The organism is Proteus terrae (assembly GCF_003144325.1).
In the GTDB taxonomy this organism is placed as follows: Bacteria; Pseudomonadota; Gammaproteobacteria; order Enterobacterales; family Enterobacteriaceae; genus Proteus; species Proteus terrae.
This window is the reverse complement of record NZ_PENS01000014.1, coordinates 25221-50516: the sequence shown is the minus strand read 5'-3', so window position 1 is coordinate 50516 and position 25296 is coordinate 25221. Positions and strand designations below refer to the sequence as shown.

Genomic DNA, 25296 nt, shown 5'->3' with positions numbered 1-25296 from the left:
TCGCCATATTCGTTGTATCTAATAATAAGTTCAATGTGGTGACAGGCTCTATAGGTATAGTCTTCATTGTCGTTAGAAATCTGAGTGATATTATAAGATCTGCTTTTGTGTCTTATGTCGCTACCACTAGACTTGCTATAAAGGTACAATCAGTTAACTTTTTAATTTTCAATGTGCTGATTACAATGACTAATAACAATTTCTCTTCAACGGCTGCATTTTTATGGTCAGTAGCTGACCTGTTACGTGGTGATTTCAAACAATCCCAATATGGACGTATTATTCTTCCCTTTACGCTATTAAGGCGTTTAGAGTGTGTCCTTGCTGCCACAAAGCCAGATGTGCTGGCCAAGTATGAAACAGTAAAATCAATGCCGATTGAGGCACAAGACAAATTACTCACGCATGCGGCACAGTTAAGCTTTTATAACACTTCTAAAATGGATTTAAACCGTCTTGGTGAAACTGGTGTTGCTCGCAACTTAGAGAATTACATTCAATCGTTTAGCCCAAATGCACGTGAAATTTTTGAGCACTTTGATTTTTTTAATACGATTGACAAGCTCGAAGAAGCTGACCTGCTTTACAAAGTTGCAAAACGCTTTGCGACCACAGATCTTCACCCTGATACCATCAGTAACTACGGTATGGGTTTAGTGTTTGAAGAGCTGATCCGACGCTTTGCTGAAAGCTCAAATGAAACTGCAGGGGAACACTTTACACCAAGGGATATTGTTGAGCTAACAACGTCATTACTTTTCACTAATGAAAAAGAGTTAACCAGTTCGGGTTTGGTGCGTTCAATCTACGATCCCACAGCAGGTACAGGTGGCTTCTTATCGTCAGGTATGGAGTATGTCCACAAACTCAACGATAAAGCTTCTCTATCTGCATTCGGTCAAGAGCTGAACCCTGAGTCATACGCAATTTGCAAAGCAGACATGCTGATTAAGGGGCAGAAAGTCGATAATATCAAGTTGGGGAACACCTTATCGAATGACCAACTCCGTAATGACAAATTTGACTATATGCTGTCTAATCCGCCGTTTGGTGTCGATTGGAAGAAAATCCAAAAATACATTACTGATGAACATATCCAAAAAGGTTTTGAAGGCCGCTTTGGTGCGGGTTTACCACGTGTGTCTGATGGTTCATTGCTGTTTTTGATGCATCTGGTTAGTAAAATGCGCCCTCAACATGAAGGTGGCTCACGTATTGGTATCATTTTGAATGGCTCTCCACTGTTTACAGGTGGTGCAGGTAGTGGTGAGAGTGAAATTAGACGCTATATTCTGGAAAGTGACTTACTGGAAGCGATTGTGGCGCTACCTACCGATATGTTCTACAACACAGGAATTGCCACTTATGTGTGGGTGCTATCTAACCATAAGCCAACTAGCCGTAAAGGTAAGATTCAACTGATTAATGCGTCCAAAGAGCGGGCGAAAACAGGTGGGCGTGGACGCAGTGGGGGCGGTGAAGTTGAAGGTGATGATGAGAATGTGTTTTATGCTGCCATGCGTAAATCATTGGGTAGTAAACGAAAAGAACTGACACCTGATGCCATTGAAACAATCGTCCAAACATATGGTCAGTTTGTAGAAAATGATTTTAGCAAAATTTTTGATTACAAAGAGTTTGGTTATCGCCGAATCACCGTTGAACGTCCACTGAAATTAGCAGTTTACCCGAAAGATGCCTCGCGCCTTGAAGCTCTGCAAATGGATAGTGTTTGGCAGAAAATAGATGGTGCCACTCAACAAGCTATTCTTGGTGCTCTCGCTTCATTTGACTCAGAAAAATATTTGTCTCGTGATAAATTCCTCAAACAGTTAAAAACTAAGCTGGTAGACGTTAAATTAAGTGCAGCACAGCTAAAACTAATAGTGAAACACCTTGGTGAGCACGATGATGAGGCTGAAGTTTGCAAATCCAAAGGCCAGATTGAAGCTAACTCTGATTTGCGTGATAACGAAAACGTACCACTCACTGAAAATATCGCTGATTACTTTGCTCGTGAAGTCCTGCCACACGTATCGGATGCTTGGATTGATGAAAGCAAACTAGACCCGAAAGATGGTGAAGTGGGGCTTGTCGGCTATGAAATCCCATTTAATCGCCATTTCTATGTCTATGAGTCTCCGAGAGCATTAGAAGAGATTGATGCTGATTTGGATGCGATATCGGCTGAGATTATGCAATTGCTTAATGAGGTACATTCATAATGTCAGGGAGTTATAAAGTATATTCTGAATATAAAGATTCAGGTATTGATTGGCTACACGATATTCCGCTAGATTGGAAAACTATTCAAATAGGTCGTTGTTACCGCAGAGTTAAGCGAGCTGGATTTGAAACTGAAGAGCTTTTGTCTGTTTATCGCGATTATGGTGTAGTTCCCAAATCAAGTAGAGATGATAACAATAATAAACCTTCGGATGACCTTTCACCATATCAGCTAGTCTGCGAAAATGATCTAGTCCTAAATAAGATGAAAGCTTGGCAAGGTTCTATTGCTATCTCTGAGTTCAGAGGAATTGTTAGTCCCGCCTACTTCGTTTATGAACCGATGAAGAAAGCGAATTCTCTTGTGTTCTCTAAATATGTACATTACTTGTTGAGACACCCTATTTATATCAATCAGTATATGAGTCGCTCTAAAGGTATCCGTGTTAATCAATGGGATCTCGATCCTGAAGAGTTCCAAAGAATTGAATTGTTACTACCTGAAAAGGAAGAACAAAAGAAAATCATCAGGTTTCTTGATCACGAAACCGCTAAGATTGACACCTTAATCACCAAGCAAGAAAAATTGATTGAATTACTACAAGAAAAACGTCAAGCGGTGATTTCTCACGCAGTTACTAAAGGACTTAACCAAGATGTACCAATGAAAAATTCTGGTGTGGAATGGTTGGGTACAGTACCTGAGCATTGGGTTATTAAAGCATTAAAACACATAACTAGTATCTATGGACGCATAGGTTTTAGAGGATATACGACAGCTGATATTGTTGATGAAGGCGAAGGGGCTATAACGATGAGTCCTAGCAATATCTATAATGGTATGGTTTCTTTCGAAAAAGTTACTTATCTTAGTTGGGATAAATATCATGAATCTCCAGAAATACAATTAAAGAAAGGTGACGTGGTAATCGTGAAAACTGGCTCAACTCTTGGAAAAGTAGGTTATATAGATGAGTTAATCAGCCCTACGACACTTAACCCTCAATTGGCGGTATTTAAAGATACGCTGTGCTGTAATAAGTGGTTATATTATTTACTAAGTAGTGCACTTGTACAAGCGTATGTAGATAACAGCAATTCAGGTGGGACTGTTCCAACGATGTCACAAGAAAAGATACGTAGTTATGTAGTTCCAGTTCCTACATTAGAAGAACAAAAGGGAATAGCGCAATACCTAGATTCACAAATAAAAAAAATAGATTGCCTTATTTCTAAGCAAAACAAAATGATTCATTTAATGAAAGAACGTAAAGAGGCGCTAATTTCAGCCGCAGTAACAGGCAAAATTGATGTGCGTAACTGGCAAGGAGGATGCTAATGTCTGATGTGGTACAAGAAAAGATATTTCAAAATGACATCCTTGGCCAAATGCAGTCTCATGGTTGGTTATTAGGCGAATCGAGCAAGTACAACAAAGAGTTGGCACTTTATCCTGATGATGTGATTACGTTTGTGAAAGGCACGCAGCCAGAGCAATGGGATAAACTCGCACAGCACTTTCCTGATACTGAGCGTAACCCAAATGCGACCGCTAATGCGCTACTCAAATCATTAGAACAAGAGCTTAAAAGTGAGGGCACTCTCTGGGTTTTGCGGAATAAGGTTAATAATCGAGGAGCTAAGTTCAACCTCTGTTGTTTTAAGCCAGATCACGACTTGAACCCAATGGCAGCGATTCACTATCAGCAAAACATTTTGCGAGTTGTTCCTGAACTAGTTTACTCACCCAATGGCTATGAGGGGCGTTTAGATTTAACCTTATTTGTTAATGGCATTCCTGTGGCCACTTGTGAGCTTAAATCTGAGTTCAAGCAGTCGATTGATAATGCTAAAGTCCAGTATATGAAGGATAGACAGCCGAAAGATCCCGTAACACGTAAAGCAGAGCCATTGTTGTCCTTTAAACGTGGTGCATTAGTTCACTTTGCAGTCAGTCAATATAATGTTGCGATGACAACGTGTTTAAATGGCACTAATACGTTTTTCTTACCCTTTGACCGAGGGACAAGCGATGGGGGTAAAGGTAATGATATCCCAAAGGATGGCAGTTATGCGACCTCTTATCTTTGGAATGAGATTTTTCAAAAAGATAATTTGATGCTTATCCTTGGGCGATATATTCACCTTGAAGTGAAAGATATTCAAAATATCGATGGCTCAATTAGCCAAAAAGAAACCCTGATTTTCCCTCGTTATCATCAATGGGCTGTGGTCTCTAAGTTACTCAAAACGGTCGACTGCGAAGGGACAGGACATAAATATCTGATCCAGCACAGTGCTGGCTCGGGGAAATCCAACTCGATTGCATGGTTGTCTCATCAATTAGCGTCAAAACATTATGACATCAATCACCCTGAGCTTAATAAACAGGCAGGGGATAAGGTGTTTGATTCTGTTATTGTGATCACTGATAGAACCGTATTAGATAGCCAGTTACAAGAAACGATTTACCAGTTTGAACATAGTGAAGGAATGATTGCTCGCGTTAATCGAGAAGAGGCTCACGGCTCTAAATCCAGCCAATTAGCGGGAGAGTTGAAGGCCTGCACCTCTATTATTATTGTGACTATTCAAACCTTTCCTCATGTATTAGAAGCGATACGCCAAGATTCAACCCTAGCAGGCCGAAGTTATGCTGTTATTGCTGATGAAGCACACTCAAGCCAGACAGGAACAACGGCTCGCAAACTGCGTGAGGTTCTCATGGCTGAGCAGTTAGACGATGATGAAGAGCTAGACAGTGAAGATATGTTGCGTTTATCACTTGAAGCTCGTAAAGGTTCGAATAAACTCAGCTACTTTGCTTTTACGGCGACACCAAAGGCGAAAACATTAGAATTGTTTGGTCGTCGACCTAACCCTGACGAACCTGCAAGTGACACCAATAAACCCCAGCCTTTCCATGTGTACTCCATGCGTCAAGCGATTGAAGAAGAGTTTATCCTTGATGTTTTGCAAAACTACACCAGCTACCGCGTGGCTTATCAATTAGCACATAAAAATCCAGATTTAGACCATGAGGTAGACAGTAAAAAAGCAGCATCGAAAATGGCAAAATGGGTTCGCTTCCACCCTTACAACATAGCTCAAAAAGTGGAAACCATCATTGAGCATTTCAATGATAAGATTAAGCATTTGCTTGGCGGTGAAGCCAAAGCGATGGTTGTCACCAGTAGTCGGTTAGAAGCGGTACGTTACAAACTGGCGTTTGAAAAATATGTGCAAGAGAAAGGCTATACTAATGTGAATGCGATGGTGGCGTTTTCGGGGGAAGTGAATGATCCTAATTTCCCTGACCATGCTTTTACTGAAAACAACATGAACCCGAATCTCCGTGGGCGTGATATGCGAGAAGCATTTGATACCACAGATTATCAGGTTATGTTGGTAGCGAATAAGTTCCAGACAGGGTTTGACCAACCGAAATTGGTGGCAATGTATGTTGATAAGCCTTTAAAAGGTGTTGAGTGCATTCAAACCCTTTCAAGGCTAAACCGTATCTACAAAGGTAAGGAACAAACCTTTGTGCTTGATTTTGTGAATGACCCTGAAGATGTTTTAGCTGAGTTTAAAGTATATTTCCAAACGGCTGAATTGGCTGACGTATCTGATCCAAACATTGTCTATGAGCTAATGAAAAAGCTCGATAAAGTTGGAATTTATCAGTGGGGAGAGGTTGAAGCATTTGTTGAGGCTTATAACAGTAAGCAAGTTAATCAAGCTAAATTAGCCAACTTGTGTAAACCTGCTGTTGACCGTTTTTCTGTCCGCTATAAAGAAGCATCTCAAGTTCTTCGAACTGCACAAGCGGAACTGTCGAAAGCAAAAAATGAAAAGAACGATAAGAAAATTCAGTATGCTGAAAACAGCGTAAAACATGCCAAGGAAGCCCGTGATATTCTTGAGGTGTTTAAGAAAGATTTAATTTCTTTCTATCGATACTATGAATTTACGTCTCAAATTGTCAATTTTGAAGATTACGAACTCGAGAAGCTGGGTATTTTTGCCAAATACCTCCACCCGTTGCTTCGTCTCGATGTCGTTGAGGACGAAATTGATTTATCTGATGTGGTTATGACACACTACCGACTTCATGAGCAACGTGAAGCCAATTTACAGCTGGGCGTTAAAATTGGTGAGGAACCAAAACCTTATCTACCCGCCGCTAAAGAAGGTGCGGGTGCTGTGCCAAAAGACCCTAAAACTGAACTGCTTAATGAAATTATCCAGCGAATGAACGACTTGTTTATTGAAGATGGTTTGTCTGAAAATGATATGCTGAATTATGCCAATACTATTGCAGGCAAAATCTCAGAAAATGAACGAGTGATGGATCAGCTTCGCAGTAATACCAAAGAGCAAGCGATGCTTGGTCAATTCCCTGAATCAATCAACAATGCCATTATTGAGAGTATGGATGTTCATAACGAAATGGCAATGAAACTTTTATCTAATGAAGCGATAGCTAAAGGGTTTGCTGGCTTGATGTTTGATTTATTGATGAAGGGACTTGGGAAATCGAATGAAGCTTAGTCATAGTTTATCGCCTTACAAATCAGTCCAAAACAGTGTGTCTGGTAGTACAAGCTTAAGCTTCTAGTGTTATAGCAAGTCCATTATGTTTTGGACTTGCTGTTTTAATTGGAAATTAATCACACTTTTTTTTGGATTGGCACGCAGAAAAACACAGCATGCATCGCAGGTTCATTTTCCATATTTTTAGCCATTTCTTTTATAGCACCTACACATGTTTCATATTCATCGTCTTCAAAGATGTGAAGTTCTGAATAAGGGGGGGTTTTACCTGCTTGGGTGCCTTTTCCACCAGCAAGGACACCGTTGAGGTAAGGTCCTGAAGGGTAGTACATCGGTGTTTCTCTGCATGTGGATTTTATAGACATGCCTTTCGTGCCTGCAACGGTTAGTTGGCTTTGTGCTTGTTTGCATGTTTCCATGTCATTGTATGTGCCTACAGGGTTTGTTCCCATCGCAACGGAGCCTAGCATAAATGACAGATATAATGATGCGTACATATTGACCTCTTCATTAAAGAGTTTATTGATTTTGATTGTGAATAGGGGCGGTTCGTGTGCCTATGATTATTTTGCTAACCGCCATATATTTGAAGGTTGTTATTTAGATTTCGATCCTTTTGTCTCAGTAAAGCCTTGACCAGCAAGATTACCCATGCGTTTACCAAATACCTTACCTGCAGCAGCTCCAATTCCACCCCCGACGATTGTGCCAACACCGGGGAGAAAGAATGAACCGATGATCGCACCTGCCTTGGCTCCTGCAACAAATCCACCTACGTTACCCGCCAATTCGCCATACTTCGCTTCCTTGCTGTCAATTTGACCTGATACAACACCAATATCGACGTTAACTTGTACGACTTCATCAAAGTTTTCACAGGGAAGATTGGCAAGCTGATAATCGGAAAAGTCGGCTAATAACTTGTTAGGTGGTACACCTTGGTTAATGAGTTCATCACAGACACCAAGCACTAAATCAAGACCGAATCCACGATATAAACGAGTGATCTTTCTAACCAGTGGATTCTCATCATATTGTTTAGTGATGGTATCTCGTATAGTTTTACCCAGTGGGTTTGAAAATAGATTATAGAGATGAGCAGCTTGACTTAGCCAATTATCGTTATCCGTTAGCATAGCTGTAACTGCATTGATGCTTTTCGCTCTTTGCTCATCAGTTAGCTTTAAGTGAGTATAAAGCTCCGAATTGTTCGCTTCGCAAAGTGATTTGCACAGTGTGTAGGGGATATCCACAAGACAAGCGGTATCCTCTTCTTTTTCAATGAATTCGGTAGCTTGCATTATCATGATGGTTAATGCGGTGGCTTCAATGCGTTGAATATCGTCCATGTTAACTACCCTAGAAATTTATGAAAGAAACTGGATAATCCATCAACGTGTTCGTCAGTGAGGTTATCACCAATCATTGCGATATGTTCAGATGAACCATCGACAACATCATGCAATGTCATCCCTTGAAAATCGGGTATAGACATGGCTTGAAATGAACCCGTCGAACTCAAGTAGTCAACGCCACCAAAGATGTTAGGTCTCGCAAAGCCCTCTAGCTGCCCCATATCACCGTGAAACATTCCAGTGTCACCTAAGGTGCTAGTGTGGCCTAGAGACTCTCCAGTTGCTCCAGAGAGGTTATAACCACCGAATACGTTTGGCATTGCTGAACCGACATACTGACCATCTTTCATGAAAGAGATACGGTCTGCAAAGTTTGTCATTGTATAAAACGCCATGATAATTTCCTTATAATGAAAGTCTTTTATGATTGTTAACAATGCGATAAATGCTAGTGATACTAATATTTAGCTGCTTTGATATTGTCGGTTTGGTTGCCCCTTGAGCGAGTAAATCCAAAACTTCTGCTGTTTTCGCTCTGGCAGTGGCTTTTCGCCCTGTATAACGACCTTTTAATCGAGCAAGTGCAATACCTTCTGCTTGCCTTTCTAACATGATTTCTCTTTCGAATGTCGCAATGGCAGCGATGATGCTTATCATTAATTTGCCTGTTGGGGTTGCGGTATCAATACCGATATTCATGATGAGCAGTCTGACCTGCTTAGATTCAAGGTAATCGGATATTTCGAGGAGGTGTTTTGTATTACGGGCGAGGCGATCAAGTTTCGTGACTTTGACGGTATCGCCTTCTCGAACATAATCAAGTAGGGCTTCTAACTCTGGGCGGTTGTTTTTTGCTCCACTGATGACTTCTTTAAATATTTTGTCACAATCTTGCAGCGAGTTAAGTTGAGTCTCTAAGCTCTGTCCTCGTGTTGATACTCGTGCGTAACCAATCATTGCCACAATGGCCTCCTTACCCCTAGCAATAGGGCATGGTATGATGGATTTCTATACCAAAGCTCAAATAGCCACTTTTGCTATGGTGGGATAACTTATTGAGCTATTGAGCTGGTGGTATGATATCGAAGCATGCTTATTGGTAGGGGTGATAATGAAATTTAAGTTAGGTTTAGTTGTATGCCGCCGATACAACTTTTAGTAGATGAAAGGCAAATGTGATAAGCCCTTTTATTAATGCAGTGAGGAGGATTGCTTTCATAGCAGACCTTTTTCTGCAAATGACATTGTTTCTCCACCAGCCACAATAATGTGATCAAGCAGCGTTATATCGAACAACTGCATGACTGTTTTCAGCTTATCGGTAACTTTAATATCGCTTTTTGATGGAGTTACCGTACCAGAAGGGTGGTTATGGGCACAGATAATATTGGCGGCGTTGAGTTTTAAGGCTAACTTCGCAATTTCACGGGGATAGACGTTTGTGTGATTAATGGTGCCGTTAAACATCTCAACGTACTGTATGACTTGATTTTGGGCGTTCAGATAGATTACTGAAAACACTTCTTGCTCTTTATCACCGAGTTGAACAGCGAGGAAGTCATAGGTGTCTTGGGGGGAGGTGAGTTGGTCAGTCAGGTAAAGACGGTTGGATAAGTATTCTCGAACCTCGTTAATTTTTGCTTGCATGGATAGAACCTATTTTGTTGAACTTAATTACCTTATACCCATTTGGAGGGTAATAATTGAATGCGAACAACTTATAAGAACAAAAAACAGAATGTAATTACCAGTAACTTAATTCTAAAAGGACTGTTAAATGATAAAAAATAATTCGCTTAGCATGAAAGCGGTTGATCAATATGAATTTTTATTCGATTTATTGGTATCAATTAACAAAAATCAACTTTGGATTGATCCAGAGGACCGATTTCATCATTTAATGAAAAATAATAACGAGAATGAATTACCTGAAATGCCAACAATAAACTGGGTTCCACGGATTGAAACACCAGAAGATTCGGAAGTGGTGTGTGATTCAGTTATTGAAGCGCCGAAAGAATCGGTAATAGAATTGTTATGCCATATTTCATATATGATAAAAAATGAAATAAAATTACCGAAAGTAATAATTGACTATCTTTGTATTATTATTCATTCAATTATGAAAGATGGTTATGAATTAAAAAAAACATTCAAATTTAAAGTAAATAAAGAGAATGTGGATGAAGAATATGCCAAACATTATTATTATATACGAAGCTATATCTCTATGAGAGTATCTATTTTGTACACTTTAGGTATAACGTGGGATAAAATTATAAATTCGAAAAATAAAAAAGGCTCAAGATTTTTTCAAGAAATATCTGATGAGCTAAACTTTATATATAAATCAGATTGTTACCTTGATGATAGCGCCAGTTCTAAATCATTGGTTTCACTAAAAGAAAATAGAATAAAAAAAATCATAACAACATCGGGTGTTCGGTATGCATTAAAATTTCGTAATTTTGATGTTATGCCTATTGGTAATAATTTTGATAAGAAACTAGTTGAACAATATAGGCTTTATTTAGAAGAGAGAATAAAACCAGTATATGATAGCCCTCCATTAGGTAATAAGGATGCTAGGAATCGCCTCAAAGAGTTGGACTTAATTGAGGAATATTTAAATTTAAAAAAAGATGAATTACCGCGAGATAAATCATTTAAGACTTGGCTCTCAATGAAAACCCTTAGCATAAATAAAAAATAAAATCAAATAGGGGGGTGTTGCGTAAGTACTATGTTATTCGCCCCTATGAAAATTTTCTATTATAGATTGGTTCTCGCGAACAAAGCAGACAAACCATCTAATTAATAGGAAATATTATGAATTATCAATTAAGAAATTTAAATCTCTATACAAGAATCGCTGTATTTCGTGGCCTTATGACTCAAGATGATAAGCTGAACTATATGCGTCAGTTGGTTGAAGATATTCTGCCAGTGCAGGATCTTCCTGTTGTTTACGATGAAGATCTTGACTGCTACAGATACATTAATGGTGATAATAATTACTTCTTTAAGCTAACGTTTGATGAATGTGGAAACATTGAAGAGTTTTCTATAAAACAAAATTAATCAACTAGTGCCTCACTCAACCGGGTGAGGCTCATCAAATTTTTATCTTAAATACTCATTGGAGTTAAATATGACTATTGATGAACACAATCAATATGCATTTGATTCGTTATTACAGTTAGCTAAAGAACGTCAACTTGCTGCTGAAGATGCAGAAATAAAAGATATTAAGGTCGACTATCCTCGTTTTAAAGATACACATGACAAAGAAGGAGAAACTAGTGGGTATATAAAAACATTAGCCGATGAAGACGGTAAGATTCATTGGTTAATGGCAAAAAGCTATCATAAGGAATTAAGTGAAATTATCTGGCGTAGTGATGGGCTAAGTTCAGTATCAGTAGAACAGCAAAATATAAAAATTGGTGAATATACCCAGTTGAAAGAAGCCAAGGAAACGGCTCGACAAACTCAATTTGAAGAAAACAGAGCAGAATTAAGCGAACATATTCAAAGGTTCCCTTTAGCTTCAAATAATCATCCTTATTTGTTGCGAAAAAAAGTGGAGGCGCACGGTATATTAGTCAATGGTAATCAATTGGTTATTCCATTGAGTGAGTATCAAGGTAGTTTCATTACGGCTCAACGTATTTGGCCTGATGGTACTAAACGCTTTTATAAAGATTGTGGCAAAAAAGGGGCTTGCTATGTGATTGAAGGTGATAGCAGCACCATATTGATAACCGAAGGGTTTGCGACAGCGGCATCCTGTTATGAGGCGACAGGGTATACCTGCATTATGGCGATTGATTGCGGTAATTTGCCTGAAGTAGTCAAAGCTGTGCGAAGTAAAACAAATGTACCGATTGTGATTATTGCTGATAATGATAAGTATAAAGAGCGAAATGCTGGGGTTGAAGCTGCGGAAAAAGCGGCAAAGTCACATGATTGTTCGTGTTTTATACCTCAGTTTCAAGATGAATCAACACAACCGACAGATGCCAATGATTTAGCTGTTTTAGAAGGGATTGATGAGCTTAAACGTCAGTTGTACCCTGTTATTTCTCTGGCTCGAATGGGGATACCAGCTGATTATTTTTTCAATAATGGGTGGTTGTATCAAAAACGAACTACGGATAAAGGAACGTATGACGCACAAATTTGTTCTGCATTGTATCCGCAAGCGTTGTCACGTGATAAATCGAACGAAGAGTGGGGGATCGTTTTCAAGTTTGCCGATTTAGACAGTCATGAGCATATGTTTGCTTTGCCACGGGCTGCTCTTGTTAAAGACCCATCAATAATACTGGAGCCTTTAGCGTCTAGAGGCTTGCATTTCAACCCGAGTGAATACAAAGCGTTACTAAGTTTTATTTCAACTGTTCAACCAGTAGAACGTGCCCGCAATGTATCTCAAACGGGCTGGTATGGTGAAGTATTTGTTTTACCGAATGAAGCTATTGGGGCGAGCTCTGAACGCGTTGTTTATCAGTCTATGTATGGCGCTCCGGCAGGCTATGAACAATTGGGGACGCTAGAAGAATGGCAGCGTAATGTAGCAGCTTATTGCCAAGGTAACAGCCGATTAATTTTGATGGTAGCTGCTGCTTTTGCGGGACCATTATTGGATTTAGACCATGCATTAGAATCGGGTGGCTTTCATATTCGAAGTGAAAGTAGCCGAGGAAAAACAACGGCATTACGTCTGTGTAAATCAGTATGGGGGCCAGCGGATAAATTGGTGACATGGCGTGCGACGTCCAATGGGCTTGAGAGTGTCGCCTATGCTCATAATGATGCAACGCTTGTCATTGATGAATTAGGTCAGATGGCAGATGAAAATCCCAGTGAAGCAGCTCAGACAGTGTATATGGTGGCTAATGGGGCAAGCAAGCAACGGGCAAACCGTTCCGGTGGGGCGGCATCGTTGAAAACATGGAGGCTCATTTTTGTTTCAGCAGGTGAAGTTTCCTTATCTAATTTAATGAGCCAAGCAGGAAAAATGGTCAAGGCGGGACAAGAAGTTCGTTTTATCGACATTCCTGCAGATGCTGGAAAAGGTTTAGGCATCTTTGAAGATCTTCATAGTTTTTCTGATGCAGCAAGTTTTGCTGAAATGTTAAATAGCAATAGCAAGCAATACTATGGTGTTGCGGCTCGAGCATTTTTGACGGAGTTAGCAGGCAATAAGACTGAGTACTCAATAAAGCTGAGGGAGCTGATGACAGAGTTTTTACAATATGTGCCCGATAATGTGGATGGACAGATAAAACGTGCTGCAAATCGGTTTGCCCTCGTTGCGGCTGCGGGAGAGTTGGCAGCAAACATTACTGGCTGGGAAAAAGGTGAGGCTTTTCGTGGTGTGAAAACCTGTTTTGATGCATGGCTCTTAGAAAGAGGGGAAGGCTCACACGAATCTAATCAAGCACTTGAAGTTGTTAGAGGCCGATTACTCAAATGGGGAGACTCTAGATTCGGACAAAATACGAATGGACCTGTTTGGGGCTGCAAAGACGGTAACGATTATTGGGTCTACCCTGAATCATTTCGAAACGATATTTGTGAAGGATTAGACCATAAAAATGTCGCCAACATATTAGTTAAACTTGGCTTTTTACCCAAAGCTTCATCGGTAAGTAAACGGTTGATAAGTAGTGGTGTTCGACGTGTGTATCCCATATCGGGACGAATACTTGATGTTGAGCAGGCAGAACAACAATCCTATGTTGTATCAGGGACACGCTTAGGGCAAAGCGATGAAGAGAGTGAGGTACTGGAAAACTATACAGTTTAGTCATGAAAGTTAACAAGGAGAGGGTTACCTCTCCTTGTTACGTTACACCACCAGCGAGATGTAACAAAAAGTACTTCAATGTTAGCTTGTATCGTTGTTACGCGTGTAACGCAACTAACTACGTAATAATAGAAATGATACTTAAACTATCTTTGAAACAGTTCTAATTTTCGTTCAGATAGGTATTTCTATAACGTAACAGGCGTAACAGCGATACACGTTGATATCATGGGGATCTGTTGTTACGGCATTTTATGTTGTAACGTTACTAGAGGGATAAATAATAATGGCTTCATACCCTGTTATAAATACTTTCAGGGCTATAAATGCTGTTGTTTCTCCAGTTCATTTCTAATAGTAGTTTTGATGTTTTTTCATACATTACTTTTGGTTGATCTCCTTTGTATTGCAGATATGCGCCCCTACTATTAATTGTAAAAATGCAGCTAGTGCTATTTTCTGACAACTCTAAAATATCATTAACTGATAAGAGATATTCTATTTTTGTGGTAGAGTTTAGAGCCAGTACGCGGATCTCATTGGATGCTTTTATCAATTGAACGTTATCAAATGTGTACTCGTTTTTCATTGTTCATCCCTAACTATTTACTGAATATGTCTAAATCTATATAATTCATTGATTAATATAATATTGTTGTTATTTTTTTGTCAGTTTCACTATGTCATGCGATTGAAATATTTCATTTAAACAATCAAGAGCATCTTAAGGCTGAAGTTTGTAAGAAAAGCAAAGCAGTCTATCGGCTTATTATCCACTATTAGTGGAAGATATCCAACGTTTCATAAGGCTTTACCTGAACAATAATGGTAGAAAAATCGACTTTGTTCACGAGTTCATGCATGGCTTGTTGTTCCTTTGGTAAGGCTTTACCGTAAGAACTGGTTTGGTGCCCCATAATCTTATTCAAATATTCATCAGACGGATGTAGGGCGAGTAGCTTATCTCTAAAGTAATGCCGAAAGCTATAGAGCGTGACGTGCTCAGGAAGCGATTGTCGGTCTCGTAAATTACGGTTGAACCATTCACCCGGCTTGGTAGCAAAAGAGTCTTGAATGAGCATAATTTCAGGGAACAGGCGTGTATCTTCACGGTGTGTGCCTGCCTTATCTTTCACAAATACTAAGAAGCCTAAATCAATAAGTTGTTGATGGATTGGGATGTAGCGTTTGGCATTTGGTGTTTTCAACCGCTGTTTTTCATATCGGTTATCCACACGAATACACCAAATGTCATTCACCTTTTCAATGTCATTAGTGAATAACTGGCAAGCTTCACCGGGGCGCATACCCGTAAATAAACACAATAGCGGTAACCAAAAATGGTAAGGCTGCTGTATCTTTTTGGTTTTGACGCCTTGATGCATCGTAAACAGGGGATGCTGAAAAACTTGTATAGCTTCCTCGTCAGTGATGACGGCTCTATCGTCTTTATGGTTAACCCGTGGAGCCGGAAGCGGCTCTTGAGGGATAGGATTGTGGGTTAAATACCCTAAGGACACTATCCAATCAAAAAACTGGGACACTTTTTGCAGGTGTGAATTCGCTGTTTCTACCGATATGGTTTGAGCGTGTGGGTGTTTTTTTATGATTTCACTCAGTGGCTGTGCCAGCATCTCTTTTGTTTTAATCCCAAGAGGAAATGTCTTTAAGCACTCTCGAAAATGTCTGCCTTGCTCGGGTGTGATCGTATCAACAAGCACATCACCAAAGTAGCTAATTGCTAAGGCGAGGCATTGAGCATACTTATTTTGGGTCTTTTGACTGTGTCCTTTTTGCTGGCTTTCTTCTTGATATTCGCTAATCAGTTTAGATAGGGGGTAACGTGGTTTATCATCAATGATTGATTCAACCTCAAAGGTTGTGGGTGCGTTTAACCAGTCTGGTGTTGGGTTTGATAAATACGTATTGAGTCGTTGATAGTGCTGCAAAGACGCTTGGTCAACCATAAGAGCCAGTTGCTGATAGTCTTGTTCGGTTAAGTTAGAGGTGATATCCGATTGTTGCTCTTGGATTTCATCTAATAACGTGGCAGCTATTCTCTGGTTTTTGGCATTATCTCGATACTCTTTTTTAATAATACGCTTGTGATGAAACTCAATAAGCCCCGTTGCGACGTGCTGTAAATCATTGAGCTCATCAATTCCCTTATCAAGGTTGCCATGAAAATCATCCATTTCACGCTGCCACCATCTGTTGACTAATAACTTGAGTTGCTGCTGAAAAAAGGCAATGTGTTCCTTGGTCATTTTCGGGCTTCCTGAATATTGGGCTTTCCAGTGATTATATTGACTATTGAGGATTAAGGCTAATGATCGGGCTGCATGCAGTTGCTTTGTTTTGAGGCTCAGCCGGATGTCATGGCGAGCGTTTACAGTCGGGATGGTTTTACGAAACCACCACGTATTAGCACGTTGGTAAAGGTAGTGGGGGAGTTTTAATGTCGTCATGCGGTACATTCCTGCGGCACAATTTCGACATGATAGAAAGAAAAACGACCTGAAACTTGTTAAGAATCAGGTCGTTAGATAGTGGTGGAGCTGGCGGGAGTTGAACCCGCATCTGAATAGTTCTAGTTGTTTGATTTTTAATGACTATTTATACACCATTTGTATGGCGTGCATTCCGCGTGCATTTCGTAGTCACTGTACTGTCTATGTGTAGACTACTTAGAGTTAATTACTTTCCCTTGTTTTGTTGTATTGCCGTCATATTCTTTTAGATAAGATCCATAATGCCTAAACAGCATTTCAGGACCCTTATGCCCCATTTGCCCTGCGAGCCAAAACAGATTAACTCCTTGGCTAATATTTCGGGTGGCGAACGTATGTCTTGTTTGATAGGGGTTTCTATACCTTACGCCAGCTTTCTTTAATGTTGGAACCCATGCTTTTTTTCTAATTGCATCAGCACTAGCCCAAGCTTGATTAGTTTTAGGATCTTCAAAAATGACAACATCTTTCATAAACGTAAATTGTTTTTGTTCATTAAGTGCTTTCATGGCCTCATCGTTTAGCTCAACCTTCCTTGTTCCAGCTTTAGTTTTTGTTTCTTTGATAACGCCTACAACACTTGCTGATTGAACGTGGGCTGTGCGCTCAATGAAATCTATATCACTCCACTTTAAGGCACATAGTTCAGAGCTTCGTAATCCCGTATTAATCGCGAACCTAAATAAGTTTTTCCATTGCTCATATTTAGCGGCAAGAAGTAGTGCAGACACTTCTTTTGGTGATAGTGGATCAACAATATAACTACTTTCTGTGGTGCCACCTTTTGATTGATACCGAGAAGCTGAAACTAAACTAACAGGGTTAATAGATATTGCCCCATCAGTAATTGCTTCATCTATTGCACTTCGTAAAAATGAAAGCTGATTCCGTATCGTTTTTAATGATGTAGATTGTTTTTGTATCCAATTTTTCACGATCGCAGGTGTTAATGATGTTACTTGTAATTTATGTAGGTCAGATAAGGCGCTCTTGCATTTTTTATACCCACCAATAGTTGATGGCGATAAATTTCTTGTCTCACATATAACGAGATACTCATCTAAATAATCAATAATGGTTTTTATTTTATTATTAACCCCAAATAATGGGAGTTTTTTAGATTCAGGGAAATACTTCGCATAGCTAAAAGTTGATCGTTCAATATTATTTTGGATTTCAGCCAGTAATCTTTCAGCATATTTTATATTCTTATTATCAACAGTTAGTCTAGACAAGGGCTCTCTACAGAGAACCCCTTTATAGGTAAACGTGATGACAATAGTTTGTTTGGTTTTATTATTACGAACAGTTACTCCTCTTGGTAATGAGTATTCTGCTTGTTTTTGCGAGCCCATTTGTTCACCTCTGCAATATCGATCCATCGTTCTTTTGAGCCTTCCACTTTTAAGACATGCACACCTTCAATCCAAAATTGTCTTTGTAAGCGTTTGTTAATGGCTTCAGGTGTTTCTCCATATAAATTGCAATATGCCGAAATGGGTAAACATTCATATAGCATCATTACCTCCCTTCCTATACCCGCTCTCCATAATAGCCTGTGCGATAATTGCTGGCGGGTTATCCCAATGAGCATCAAAAATGATATCGTTTAAATGATATTTGCTAATGTCATCCAATGTCTTAGGCAAATTGTCATGAGGTAATTTTAAATAAATAGAATCACCGGTCATGCTCACCGTAATATCAATGATCTGCTCAGTGGTAAAATCTGTTTTACGATAACCGGCTTTCCAAATTGCATCTGTTATGTCACCAGGATCAGCAATGTTGTCTGAAATTAATTTAATTAAAACAGGATCAGTCGTAGTCATGATCTACCTCCAAGACAGAGACTAATTGCGCGCTAGCTTCTGTTTCGGCCTTATTAACAAGTTGCATAAACTCTTCGTGAGTAATGAGCTTTTTAAGTTCAGCAACTAAAATTTCATTTCTGAGTATTCGGCGTGAATAATCGACCTCTTTACGTTGGCGTTTTAAGATAGCCAGCTGATCGCAAATCGCTCTACGTTGCCAGTTCAAATATTTACGAGCTGTTCTTGCACGTATCGCCCAATCTGAGTCACTTTCTTGGTGTCTATCTAAACTGGCATCAATACGCATAATAGAAGAATTGCAATAAGCCAAAGCTCTCAGATAGTCTTCAAGTATTTTTAGTTCATCTAAAATTAAGCGGTTATCTTTATCAAATTTCAGCATGGCGAGCTCCTTTCGATTTACGTTTTTTCTTTTTAATGGTCGGTGTTAACTTTGGCTTAGTAATTTGTTTAGGGTTAGGGCGGGGCTTATATACCCCGTCATGGATAAACCGCCTAAAATTTAAGTCATGAAGATAAGGTTCGACGTAACAGCAACCATCATCAAAATGGTGAATGGCTTTAATAAGCGGATCGTCATATTCATTAATCTCATAATCAGTATTGTTCCTCTCAATCACTGGTTTGCCTCCTTGCAGATGAGCTTATATGCACGTAGAACGTGGTTCGATTTTCCATAAATAGTGGTGGTGCGAAAAAAGAACCCGGTAGTGCTCTCGTGAACAGGGGTAAAAAGTAATGCCAGATCAACTAACCGATTTAGTCTTCTGCGTTCAGTGATGAAGGAAAAAATAACCACTTTTGCCACGCTTCCCGCTTCACTGGGGATGTATTCAATTTTCATTAGTCATTCCCTATGATTTGGTCTCGTAAGGATTGAGATAATTTGTGGACATCTTTTTTCATGGACATGGCGATTAGGATAGGCTCTCCATACATTTCCGATGTTAAGGCATCCATGGCAAACATCACGGATAGCTCGTCTTCGCTAGGCAAAATATCCACGCTACCTCTGCCAAACATTAAATAAGGAAGAGCTAAATAGACTGATGCTATATAAGGTGTTTTTCCTTTTTTATATTTTCGGTCCAGCAAGTCGCCAAAATTGGGGTAACTCCCTCGCATGAGAATTAATTCTGACTTCTCAAATGGCCTAAATTCCTTATCTTGATCATAACGGTAATAGGTAACAGTGTGGCTTCCATCATCATGGCTATTGATATCAAGAAACTCAGCCTCATCAGGTACTGAATATACAAACTGAACAGCAATATCCTGGTTGAACTCTGCATTATGTTTCATTTTAATTAATGCATGCCCGTTAGTTGCTTCTATGTATAGGTTATTAATGTGAACAACCTTTGTGACTATGCGCGGATCATCATTCGCGGATATTAAGGCTAAAGCAGCGCGGATTAAGTCAGCATCAGTGAGTGGTAATTTTACTTTCATTATTTATCCTCCCAGCCAATTGCCTGAAACAATCCCATTTTCGGGTGATACCAACGAGTGCCGCGTTTTTCTGCTTCACCCATCATGAGTTTCATTGCCACCATGAAGTCAGCCTCATGAATAATGGCCATAGGTCTAGGCATACCTTCGGGCGTAAGAATGGTTATTTGGTCTTTTCGGACGCTGTATTGCTTGGCAAGCGTCTTGCATTTATCAATCGTCATACCTGATTTAGTTCTCGCTAGAGAGTACCCAATCCAGCCAGCAGGGATGGTTCCTTGTTTTATTTGCTCAACGACTTCATTCACTTGTTCAACTTTTTGCTCTACATGAGATATACGGCGTTCGCTTTCTAAGTTAGCCAGCGCCATAGCAGCAATAATTTCTGCCTGTGATTTTGGCTTGACTCGTTCATCTTCAAGTTCTTTCCAGCGATCAACTAACCGAGCTGTAAATTCAGGGTAGAGTTGGGCCACTACAATGATGCTATCTCGTTTTCCTTTCTCACCTGAAAAAACATAATGTTTTGGTATTACGCCATTGGCTGATTTAATCCCATCCTCCGTCGGAGGTTGGGAAATAACACCGCTATTAGCTAGTCTTTCAATAGTTCTTTTTACATTATCTTCACGGCTACCAACTAACTCAGCGATCTCTTTCGAGGTCATTGACGCATTGGTGCTAATTAAATTATTCATATTAACTACCCTTAGTGTATTAACTGACTTTTACCTTGTGAGATAAGCAAAGTGGCGCTATTGATGAGTAGTTGATCAAGCATGTCTTGCATCCACTTATCACCTTCTTCGCCTTTTGCTTTATTGCCTTCGTAAAAACGGAACAGAGCGAATACGCCATCATCTGATTGATCGAGAATGACTGACTCAACTTTTACAATGAGTAGCTTCTCGACAATTTTTAAATCTAAATCGACAACAATGTTTTTGTGTCTAAACGAAAATTGCTCATTAAGACCAGGGCCGAATCGCATTGCGCAGGAGATTAAATATTTATTTGCTTCAAGTGTTCTTAAATTATCAACAATGTACTTAACAAATATCTCTTGTTCTTCTGGTGTTAATTTACGATTTGACTTAATGGCTTCTTTATCTAATAAAGAGGCTGGGAAACCTTTTTCTTTTAAATATTCGATGATTTCATCTGGTGTCATTTTTTTAGTATTCATAAATAACTCTCCGTCACTTTAATTTTTGCTTTATCTAAACAACGCTTAGATGATTGATTACTTATTTTTTGTTGATAACTCATTGCGCCTTTAGCTGGTGGATCTGCGATAATAAAAGCTTGGTTATATTGCTCTAGTGCGCGTCTATAAAATCCTTTCCCCTCTAATTGCTTACCTTTTTTCATGAATTCAGAATACGTCATGATATTTATATTCCTCTCCATTTAAGTAAGGAGGTAAATACTCAACAATATAATCAATCATGAATTTACCCATTTCAGAAATAGAGCCGTTAGATTTATATAAACGCTCATAGGTGTTATAGATATCTTTATCACTCCACTTACAACGTTGACGGCAATCTTTTTCTTCATAGACATCACGGAAGAAATTATTTAAATTTTCAAAGCTAATTTCTGTAATAACAGTTTTATTATTTAACTTTGATTTAAACTCAGCTTTCTTTCCATTTTGTTTAATATAAATAAGCACTGAGTTGATAAAACGCTTTCTTCTTATTTCAAGTAAATTAATTTTGTCCATGTTGCTTACTCCTGATTTAGAGCGCAGCAATCCCTAGCATGAACGCTATAATTAATTTTTATTTAGTGGATGATTTATTTATTGGTTAAAGCATTATTTAATTCGTAATATAGTCTATCAGCTTCTTTTTCTGCATCATCATATTTAGCGACAGCTTTAGCATATTCTTTTTGTAATCGTTCAATATTACGCTCTTGCTTTAATCGCTCTTGGAGTTCGGTTAGTTTAGCTTCCTTGCGATCCATAAAGTGTTCGGTAGGTTCGCCACGCTTAAAAGCGATTGTGCCATTTTCAAGTTCGCATTGTTCACCTTCATAGTTAGTCTCAATGCCTTCCTTATGAAGTTCACGCTCGGTGAGAATATTTGCTAGCTTATTTAATGCTGAACGCTCACTTAAGTAAGCACGATTAGCACCTGAAATAATATAAACAGGGCGCATAGCAATAGTAATTTGATTATCAGTTGCTTTCTCAATAGCTTCGTGTTGGTTATTCATTCCCGTGTTCCTTTTATTTTTCGATTTGATATTTCGTATTCAATTCCACCAAGTTTGTCATTTAATATTGATATCAATAATGACACTTGGCTTAAAAATAATCCCACATCACCAAGATGATCTTTACCATTGGGATAATTTTCATTAGCACCAGCCCAAAACATAAAATCGCCGAATACCTTCATTCCTGTAATGAGTGAATCAATAGATAAGTCTAAGTTTGCTCTTAATTTTCCCAACTCGCCTTCCGATAATTTGTTTAAATCAGGAAGAACAATTAATTCATCGATATTCATTGCGCCTCCGTGAAACTTACTTTTTCATAAACGGTTTCTAAATTTAATTTTGCTGATTGGATTAAATTTGTAATTTGAATGTCGTAATTTTTAATGTGACCACTTTCTTCAGCTACTTTTAAATTAATTGCAGTTTCTAATGTGTTTAAAATACACCCGACAGCCGTTTCAATTGTATCGTTATCACTGATTTTAATTTCACCGATAGGCTTTGGTGATTTATCAGTATTAATATTCGATACACTTTCTTTAGCTCTTTCTATATTGGCTACTGCTGATTCAATCGCATTAAACATATTATCGCTAGGTGTTACGTTATCATTGATAATGAGATTTAAAATAGAAGTTGCATAAAGTAATTCATCACAAGCGGATTCTTTTAACTTAGTGTTATTCATCATTTAAAACCTCATCGATTTCATCTTCTGCTTGAGATAATAAGCTAAGTTGAATTGCTCGCTCTTCGCTATTACGAGAAAGAAACTGAGCTAAAATTAAGAATGCTTTTACTCGATGTAATGTATCTGGCATTTTTCCGCTATCTACATTAATTATTTCTTTTGCCATGATCATTATCTCTCTGAGCATTTTCTTCAAGAATCCAGTTAACAACATCACCAGATAATTCATGCGCTAGTTCTATTAAAGTTTCAACATCAGGGCTTTCAGGAATTCGAAGATTATTTAGTTGAAATAACAGTGCATTTAATTGAGAGCTTTTTTTTGCAACAGATTCTAAGTTGAGTTCGTGAGCCATAATTAAGCCTCGCAAGGAAATTGAGCAGAGAAAACAACATTGCTACCGAGTAACTCTTTAGCTTGTTCTGCACTGGTAGCCATAACTTCTTTTTTCTCTGGATTCTCAGTTTTAGTCCAGAAACGAAACAAGAACATAGGTAATATTACGCCTGTATGTACGTCAGGTTTCGGTAAATTAGGGATTGCAGTAGAATGTAGGATGGTCATCTTATAACTCCTCTGTTTTTGAGGTGCAAAAATCTGTCATTTCGCCTGCACCGTAACGTAACCATTGATAGTTAACGCCAAGTGCTTGGGCTATTTGAAATGCATATTTAGTTGGCTTTTTACCTTTCGCATTGATGATGTTACTTACAACACCTTGAGATACCCCTATGCACCCTGCTAACTCAGCCTGAGTCACCCCTGATTGATACAAAGCCACCTTTAGGCGTTCTGCAAACTCAATGCAGGCTTGTTGATAGTAATTGTTTACTGTTGGCTTACCTGTGTTTTTCAGCTCGTCAATGTTGTTTTGAATATCATTATGCAGAGATGAGCAAAGATTTAGTGCCACTCCAACCATTTCAGTTAGATCTGCATGAGAAAAACCAGACATGGAAAGCTCATAAACTCCAGTCATTTGAGATGTTAGTTGTTTAGATTTTAACAACAAGCTATTAATATCCATTTTATGTACCCGGTTGGTTAATTTGATTTTTATTATGTACCATTTAGGTACATAGTCAAGTATAAAAAAACCCTTTTATTAAAAAAAGGGTTAATTAAATGATATTTAAAAGTTTATTTTTTCCTTGCTCGTCCAGAGAAAATGACGGTACCCATTAAATTACAGTTCCCATTGATAGGAATGTATTGATTTGGCCAGTTTGGGTTAAGTGCCTTTAGCATCTTTGAATACCCATCATCAATAAGACGCTTAAATGTTGTTTGTCCTGTATCTACAAGCATTGCTACAACGTCATCGCCAGTAAGTGCGGGAACCTCTGGATCAACAAAAATAATTTCACCAGGCATGTATTCTGGGTACATAGATTCACCTACAACGCTTAGGGCAAATGTCCTTTCGCTACATGGTACGGGGCACGGATATTTCTTTATAAAATCCTCATCGATATCAATTGGTTCACATTCAGTCCAAGCTCCAGCCTGCACCCATGTTAGTAAAGGGACTAATCTGATTTTAGATTCTTTTACAGGGGACTTTATTTCCGGTGGGTTGGTTTTGTTATCTCCATGCTCCTGATCTAACCAGGCTTTAGGTAAACCAAAACACTTTTCAATATGGCGAGCCATTATGTTGCCAATTTTTTTAGTTGGGTTTATTCCAATTAAACGACTGACTTGAGTTGGCTCGCGATCAATGTGCGTTGCAAACGCTGCATTTCCACCCACGGAGTCCCTTAGTTTTCTGGCATTCTCTGCCCTGATCTGATCGATAGTTTTCATGTTCATGATTTAATCTTATGTACCTTCAAGTTACAAGTTTCTTGCAGGTACATTTTTAATGTGCATAATGTACCTAGGAGGTACAAATTAATGTACGACTTTTGGAAAAAATTATCAAATGAAGAAAAACTAAACTTCGCTTCCAAGTGTGAATCGTCAGTCGGTTATTTGAGATTGGTTTTTTCTGGACATAAAAAACCTGGGTACAAGATGTGCAAACTTATTGAAATAAATTCAAAAGGCCAAATTCGGAAAAGTGATTTAAGACCTGACATTTACTCGATGGATAACTCTCATGCACCAAATCAACATGCCGATGCCTGAGCATTACTTCCCTGATGATGCTAAGTGGATTCAGGAACAACTTACGAAGTTAAGCCCAAGTATGAGGCAAAAGGCATTAGTTAAATATTCAGAAGTGTATCAAACGGAATGGGAACGAGAACAAGTTCCCTACCGTAAAGACAACAAAGCTCGTCATGAGGCTAACGTCAGATTGAGAGAATTCATAAAGCGTTATCAGAGAGCAATGCAAGGGTACACAGCAAAGCCGTTATCGATTTAGCAGTAATTAAATTTAGGAGGCATTGGAAGTTAAGACGTTTAGCCGTCTAGATTGTTTTCTGGGGAAGAGGGGAAAACTTTCTAGGGGGGAAAGGGGGGTGATCTTTGAAAGGGGTGTTAGGGAAGGCACAGCCAAGGGAGTGAGTAGATCTTAAATATAGATCTCTATAGGAGTTAAAAAGCCAACAGCCGTTTAGACGTCCAAAGAAATAAAAATAAATCCCTTCCTTTGGCAGTGCTAATTTTCAGATG

Annotated in this window: 32 protein-coding genes; 7 read left to right on the top strand and 25 right to left on the bottom strand. The window is 38.9% G+C overall.

Annotated elements, in window-relative coordinates:
• Nucleotides 1-185 precede the first annotated feature (185 nt).
• From DK857_RS14600 to DK857_RS14590, 3 genes are read left to right on the top strand one after another with little or no spacing between them, the layout of a single operon-like run.
• Nucleotides 186-2225 carry a type I restriction-modification system subunit M gene (locus tag DK857_RS14600; RefSeq protein ID WP_109402559.1) on the top strand — a complete coding sequence of 680 codons (2040 nt, stop codon included), beginning with the start codon at nt 186-188 and terminating at the stop codon, nt 2223-2225.
• The gene (locus tag DK857_RS14595; RefSeq protein ID WP_109402558.1) at nt 2225-3565 is read left to right on the top strand and encodes a restriction endonuclease subunit S; all 1341 of its coding nucleotides are present in this window, start codon (nt 2225-2227) and stop codon (nt 3563-3565) included. The genes DK857_RS14600 and DK857_RS14595 overlap by 1 nt, the downstream gene beginning before the upstream one ends.
• Complete coding sequence (locus tag DK857_RS14590; RefSeq protein WP_405124804.1) at nt 3559-6780, top strand: type I restriction endonuclease subunit R; 3222 nt, start codon at nt 3559-3561, stop codon at nt 6778-6780. The genes DK857_RS14595 and DK857_RS14590 overlap by 7 nt, the downstream gene beginning before the upstream one ends.
• Before the next feature lie 119 nt (nt 6781-6899).
• On the opposite strand, the gene DK857_RS14585 is transcribed toward DK857_RS14590, so the two are convergent.
• The 5 genes from DK857_RS14585 to radC form a co-directional block, all read right to left on the bottom strand.
• Entirely contained in the window at nt 6900-7280 is a 381-nt protein-coding gene (locus DK857_RS14585) for a hypothetical protein (RefSeq protein WP_109402556.1), read from the bottom strand.
• Nucleotides 7281-7379: 99 nt separating this feature from the next.
• Nucleotides 7380-8132 carry a glycine zipper domain-containing protein gene (locus DK857_RS14580; RefSeq protein WP_109402555.1) on the bottom strand — a complete coding sequence of 251 codons (753 nt, stop codon included), beginning with the start codon at nt 8130-8132 and terminating at the stop codon, nt 7380-7382.
• Between the two features lie 5 nt (nt 8133-8137).
• Nucleotides 8138-8533 (bottom strand): hypothetical protein, encoded by a 396-nt coding sequence (locus tag DK857_RS14575; RefSeq protein ID WP_109402554.1) that lies wholly within the window; start codon nt 8531-8533, stop codon nt 8138-8140.
• A 10-nt stretch (nt 8534-8543) separates the two neighbouring features.
• Nucleotides 8544-9095 (bottom strand): recombinase family protein, encoded by a 552-nt coding sequence (locus DK857_RS14570; protein WP_227003183.1) that lies wholly within the window; start codon nt 9093-9095, stop codon nt 8544-8546.
• A 258-nt stretch (nt 9096-9353) separates the two neighbouring features.
• Nucleotides 9354-9785 (bottom strand): RadC family protein, encoded by a 432-nt coding sequence (gene radC / locus DK857_RS14565; protein ID WP_109402552.1) that lies wholly within the window; start codon nt 9783-9785, stop codon nt 9354-9356.
• A 130-nt stretch (nt 9786-9915) separates the two neighbouring features.
• Between radC and DK857_RS14560 the strand changes: the two genes are divergently transcribed.
• From DK857_RS14560 to DK857_RS14550, 3 genes are all read left to right on the top strand, one after another.
• Complete coding sequence (locus DK857_RS14560) at nt 9916-10851, top strand: hypothetical protein (protein ID WP_109402551.1); 936 nt, start codon at nt 9916-9918, stop codon at nt 10849-10851.
• A 116-nt stretch (nt 10852-10967) separates the two neighbouring features.
• A complete protein-coding gene (locus tag DK857_RS14555; protein ID WP_109402550.1) occupies nt 10968-11219 on the top strand; it encodes a hypothetical protein in 252 nt (83 codons plus the stop codon).
• Between the two features lie 70 nt (nt 11220-11289).
• Nucleotides 11290-13953 carry a DUF927 domain-containing protein gene (locus DK857_RS14550; RefSeq protein WP_109402549.1) on the top strand — a complete coding sequence of 888 codons (2664 nt, stop codon included), beginning with the start codon at nt 11290-11292 and terminating at the stop codon, nt 13951-13953.
• A 779-nt stretch (nt 13954-14732) separates the two neighbouring features.
• On the opposite strand, the gene DK857_RS14540 is transcribed toward DK857_RS14550, so the two are convergent.
• The 20 genes from DK857_RS14540 to DK857_RS14450 all read right to left on the bottom strand — a co-directional run bounded on the left by DK857_RS14540 (nt 14733) and on the right by DK857_RS14450 (nt 24480).
• Nucleotides 14733-16220: a site-specific integrase gene (locus tag DK857_RS14540; protein ID WP_157957613.1), complete on the bottom strand. Its 1488-nt coding sequence runs from the start codon at nt 16218-16220 to the stop codon at nt 14733-14735.
• A 416-nt stretch (nt 16221-16636) separates the two neighbouring features.
• On the bottom strand, nt 16637-17818 hold the full coding sequence (locus tag DK857_RS14535) for a site-specific integrase (RefSeq protein WP_109402546.1): 1182 nt from the start codon (nt 17816-17818) through the stop codon (nt 16637-16639).
• Complete coding sequence (locus DK857_RS14530; protein WP_372841976.1) at nt 17773-17982, bottom strand: excisionase; 210 nt, start codon at nt 17980-17982, stop codon at nt 17773-17775. The genes DK857_RS14535 and DK857_RS14530 overlap by 46 nt, the downstream gene beginning before the upstream one ends.
• Entirely contained in the window at nt 17972-18295 is a 324-nt protein-coding gene (locus DK857_RS14525; protein WP_109402545.1) for a hypothetical protein, read from the bottom strand. Before DK857_RS14525 ends, DK857_RS14530 begins: the two co-directional genes overlap by 11 nt.
• Nucleotides 18282-18680: a hypothetical protein gene (locus DK857_RS14520; RefSeq protein WP_109402544.1), complete on the bottom strand. Its 399-nt coding sequence runs from the start codon at nt 18678-18680 to the stop codon at nt 18282-18284. The genes DK857_RS14525 and DK857_RS14520 overlap by 14 nt, the downstream gene beginning before the upstream one ends.
• Nucleotides 18667-18918, bottom strand: coding sequence for a hypothetical protein (locus DK857_RS14515; RefSeq protein ID WP_109402543.1), 252 nt, complete (start codon nt 18916-18918; stop codon nt 18667-18669). Before DK857_RS14515 ends, DK857_RS14520 begins: the two co-directional genes overlap by 14 nt.
• The gene (locus DK857_RS14510) at nt 18915-19142 is read right to left on the bottom strand and encodes a hypothetical protein (RefSeq protein ID WP_109402542.1); all 228 of its coding nucleotides are present in this window, start codon (nt 19140-19142) and stop codon (nt 18915-18917) included. The genes DK857_RS14515 and DK857_RS14510 overlap by 4 nt, the downstream gene beginning before the upstream one ends.
• Nucleotides 19142-19750: a hypothetical protein gene (locus DK857_RS14505; RefSeq protein WP_109402541.1), complete on the bottom strand. Its 609-nt coding sequence runs from the start codon at nt 19748-19750 to the stop codon at nt 19142-19144. The genes DK857_RS14510 and DK857_RS14505 overlap by 1 nt, the downstream gene beginning before the upstream one ends.
• On the bottom strand, nt 19750-20448 hold the full coding sequence (locus DK857_RS14500; protein WP_109402540.1) for a Rha family transcriptional regulator: 699 nt from the start codon (nt 20446-20448) through the stop codon (nt 19750-19752). Before DK857_RS14500 ends, DK857_RS14505 begins: the two co-directional genes overlap by 1 nt.
• A gap of 11 nt (nt 20449-20459) precedes the next feature.
• Complete coding sequence (locus DK857_RS14495) at nt 20460-20936, bottom strand: hypothetical protein (RefSeq protein WP_109402539.1); 477 nt, start codon at nt 20934-20936, stop codon at nt 20460-20462.
• Entirely contained in the window at nt 20933-21139 is a 207-nt protein-coding gene (locus tag DK857_RS14490) for a hypothetical protein (protein WP_109402538.1), read from the bottom strand. The genes DK857_RS14495 and DK857_RS14490 overlap by 4 nt, the downstream gene beginning before the upstream one ends.
• Nucleotides 21126-21479, bottom strand: coding sequence for a hypothetical protein (locus DK857_RS14485; protein WP_109402537.1), 354 nt, complete (start codon nt 21477-21479; stop codon nt 21126-21128). The genes DK857_RS14490 and DK857_RS14485 overlap by 14 nt, the downstream gene beginning before the upstream one ends.
• A gap of 74 nt (nt 21480-21553) precedes the next feature.
• Entirely contained in the window at nt 21554-21976 is a 423-nt protein-coding gene (locus DK857_RS14480; protein WP_109402536.1) for a hypothetical protein, read from the bottom strand.
• A complete protein-coding gene (locus DK857_RS14475) occupies nt 21973-22272 on the bottom strand; it encodes a hypothetical protein (RefSeq protein ID WP_109402535.1) in 300 nt (99 codons plus the stop codon). The genes DK857_RS14480 and DK857_RS14475 overlap by 4 nt, the downstream gene beginning before the upstream one ends.
• Nucleotides 22269-22673: a hypothetical protein gene (locus DK857_RS14470; RefSeq protein ID WP_109402534.1), complete on the bottom strand. Its 405-nt coding sequence runs from the start codon at nt 22671-22673 to the stop codon at nt 22269-22271. The genes DK857_RS14475 and DK857_RS14470 overlap by 4 nt, the downstream gene beginning before the upstream one ends.
• Nucleotides 22663-22839 (bottom strand): hypothetical protein, encoded by a 177-nt coding sequence (locus DK857_RS19270; protein ID WP_167394845.1) that lies wholly within the window; start codon nt 22837-22839, stop codon nt 22663-22665. The genes DK857_RS14470 and DK857_RS19270 overlap by 11 nt, the downstream gene beginning before the upstream one ends.
• A complete protein-coding gene (locus DK857_RS14465) occupies nt 22820-23029 on the bottom strand; it encodes a hypothetical protein (RefSeq protein WP_072065075.1) in 210 nt (69 codons plus the stop codon). The genes DK857_RS19270 and DK857_RS14465 overlap by 20 nt, the downstream gene beginning before the upstream one ends.
• A 2-nt stretch (nt 23030-23031) precedes the next feature.
• The gene (locus DK857_RS14460) at nt 23032-23238 is read right to left on the bottom strand and encodes a hypothetical protein (protein WP_109402533.1); all 207 of its coding nucleotides are present in this window, start codon (nt 23236-23238) and stop codon (nt 23032-23034) included.
• 1 nt (nt 23239) lies between these two features.
• Nucleotides 23240-23629, bottom strand: coding sequence for a helix-turn-helix domain-containing protein (locus tag DK857_RS14455; RefSeq protein WP_157957612.1), 390 nt, complete (start codon nt 23627-23629; stop codon nt 23240-23242).
• Nucleotides 23630-23814: 185 nt separating this feature from the next.
• Nucleotides 23815-24480, bottom strand: a complete 666-nt coding sequence (locus tag DK857_RS14450; protein ID WP_109402599.1) for a LexA family protein — start codon at nt 24478-24480, stop codon at nt 23815-23817.
• 295 nt (nt 24481-24775) lie between these two features.
• Here DK857_RS14450 and DK857_RS14440 point away from each other — a divergent pair, with 295 nt between their 5' ends.
• Nucleotides 24776-25045, top strand: a complete 270-nt coding sequence (locus DK857_RS14440; protein ID WP_075673914.1) for a hypothetical protein — start codon at nt 24776-24778, stop codon at nt 25043-25045.
• Nucleotides 25046-25296 lie beyond the last annotated feature (251 nt).

What these genes read in the sequence shown, in the direction of transcription:
- DK857_RS14600 (WP_109402559.1), top strand. Translation starts at nt 186, where the DNA reads ATGACTAATAACAATTTCTCTTCAACGGCTGCATTTTTATGGTCAGTA.
- DK857_RS14595 (WP_109402558.1), top strand. Translation starts at nt 2,225, where the DNA reads ATGTCAGGGAGTTATAAAGTATATTCTGAATATAAAGATTCAGGTATT.
- DK857_RS14590 (WP_405124804.1), top strand. Translation starts at nt 3,559, where the DNA reads ATGCTAATGTCTGATGTGGTACAAGAAAAGATATTTCAAAATGACATC.
- DK857_RS14585 (WP_109402556.1), bottom strand. Translation starts at nt 7,280, where the DNA reads ATGTACGCATCATTATATCTGTCATTTATGCTAGGCTCCGTTGCGATG.
- DK857_RS14580 (WP_109402555.1), bottom strand. Translation starts at nt 8,132, where the DNA reads ATGGACGATATTCAACGCATTGAAGCCACCGCATTAACCATCATGATA.
- DK857_RS14575 (WP_109402554.1), bottom strand. Translation starts at nt 8,533, where the DNA reads ATGGCGTTTTATACAATGACAAACTTTGCAGACCGTATCTCTTTCATG.
- DK857_RS14570 (WP_227003183.1), bottom strand. Translation starts at nt 9,095, where the DNA reads ATGATTGGTTACGCACGAGTATCAACACGAGGACAGAGCTTAGAGACT.
- radC (WP_109402552.1), bottom strand. Translation starts at nt 9,785, where the DNA reads ATGCAAGCAAAAATTAACGAGGTTCGAGAATACTTATCCAACCGTCTT.
- DK857_RS14560 (WP_109402551.1), top strand. Translation starts at nt 9,916, where the DNA reads ATGATAAAAAATAATTCGCTTAGCATGAAAGCGGTTGATCAATATGAA.
- DK857_RS14555 (WP_109402550.1), top strand. Translation starts at nt 10,968, where the DNA reads ATGAATTATCAATTAAGAAATTTAAATCTCTATACAAGAATCGCTGTA.
- DK857_RS14550 (WP_109402549.1), top strand. Translation starts at nt 11,290, where the DNA reads ATGACTATTGATGAACACAATCAATATGCATTTGATTCGTTATTACAG.
- DK857_RS14540 (WP_157957613.1), bottom strand. Translation starts at nt 16,220, where the DNA reads ATGACCAAGGAACACATTGCCTTTTTTCAGCAGCAACTCAAGTTATTA.
- DK857_RS14535 (WP_109402546.1), bottom strand. Translation starts at nt 17,818, where the DNA reads ATGGGCTCGCAAAAACAAGCAGAATACTCATTACCAAGAGGAGTAACT.
- DK857_RS14530 (WP_372841976.1), bottom strand. Translation starts at nt 17,982, where the DNA reads ATGCTATATGAATGTTTACCCATTTCGGCATATTGCAATTTATATGGA.
- DK857_RS14525 (WP_109402545.1), bottom strand. Translation starts at nt 18,295, where the DNA reads ATGACTACGACTGATCCTGTTTTAATTAAATTAATTTCAGACAACATT.
- DK857_RS14520 (WP_109402544.1), bottom strand. Translation starts at nt 18,680, where the DNA reads ATGCTGAAATTTGATAAAGATAACCGCTTAATTTTAGATGAACTAAAA.
- DK857_RS14510 (WP_109402542.1), bottom strand. Translation starts at nt 19,142, where the DNA reads ATGAAAATTGAATACATCCCCAGTGAAGCGGGAAGCGTGGCAAAAGTG.
- DK857_RS14505 (WP_109402541.1), bottom strand. Translation starts at nt 19,750, where the DNA reads ATGAAAGTAAAATTACCACTCACTGATGCTGACTTAATCCGCGCTGCT.
- DK857_RS14500 (WP_109402540.1), bottom strand. Translation starts at nt 20,448, where the DNA reads ATGAATAATTTAATTAGCACCAATGCGTCAATGACCTCGAAAGAGATC.
- DK857_RS14495 (WP_109402539.1), bottom strand. Translation starts at nt 20,936, where the DNA reads ATGAATACTAAAAAAATGACACCAGATGAAATCATCGAATATTTAAAA.
- DK857_RS14490 (WP_109402538.1), bottom strand. Translation starts at nt 21,139, where the DNA reads ATGACGTATTCTGAATTCATGAAAAAAGGTAAGCAATTAGAGGGGAAA.
- DK857_RS14485 (WP_109402537.1), bottom strand. Translation starts at nt 21,479, where the DNA reads ATGGACAAAATTAATTTACTTGAAATAAGAAGAAAGCGTTTTATCAAC.
- DK857_RS14480 (WP_109402536.1), bottom strand. Translation starts at nt 21,976, where the DNA reads ATGAATAACCAACACGAAGCTATTGAGAAAGCAACTGATAATCAAATT.
- DK857_RS14475 (WP_109402535.1), bottom strand. Translation starts at nt 22,272, where the DNA reads ATGAATATCGATGAATTAATTGTTCTTCCTGATTTAAACAAATTATCG.
- DK857_RS14470 (WP_109402534.1), bottom strand. Translation starts at nt 22,673, where the DNA reads ATGATGAATAACACTAAGTTAAAAGAATCCGCTTGTGATGAATTACTT.
- DK857_RS19270 (WP_167394845.1), bottom strand. Translation starts at nt 22,839, where the DNA reads ATGGCAAAAGAAATAATTAATGTAGATAGCGGAAAAATGCCAGATACA.
- DK857_RS14465 (WP_072065075.1), bottom strand. Translation starts at nt 23,029, where the DNA reads ATGGCTCACGAACTCAACTTAGAATCTGTTGCAAAAAAAAGCTCTCAA.
- DK857_RS14460 (WP_109402533.1), bottom strand. Translation starts at nt 23,238, where the DNA reads ATGACCATCCTACATTCTACTGCAATCCCTAATTTACCGAAACCTGAC.
- DK857_RS14455 (WP_157957612.1), bottom strand. Translation starts at nt 23,629, where the DNA reads ATGTCTGGTTTTTCTCATGCAGATCTAACTGAAATGGTTGGAGTGGCA.
- DK857_RS14450 (WP_109402599.1), bottom strand. Translation starts at nt 24,480, where the DNA reads ATGAAAACTATCGATCAGATCAGGGCAGAGAATGCCAGAAAACTAAGG.
- DK857_RS14440 (WP_075673914.1), top strand. Translation starts at nt 24,776, where the DNA reads ATGCACCAAATCAACATGCCGATGCCTGAGCATTACTTCCCTGATGAT.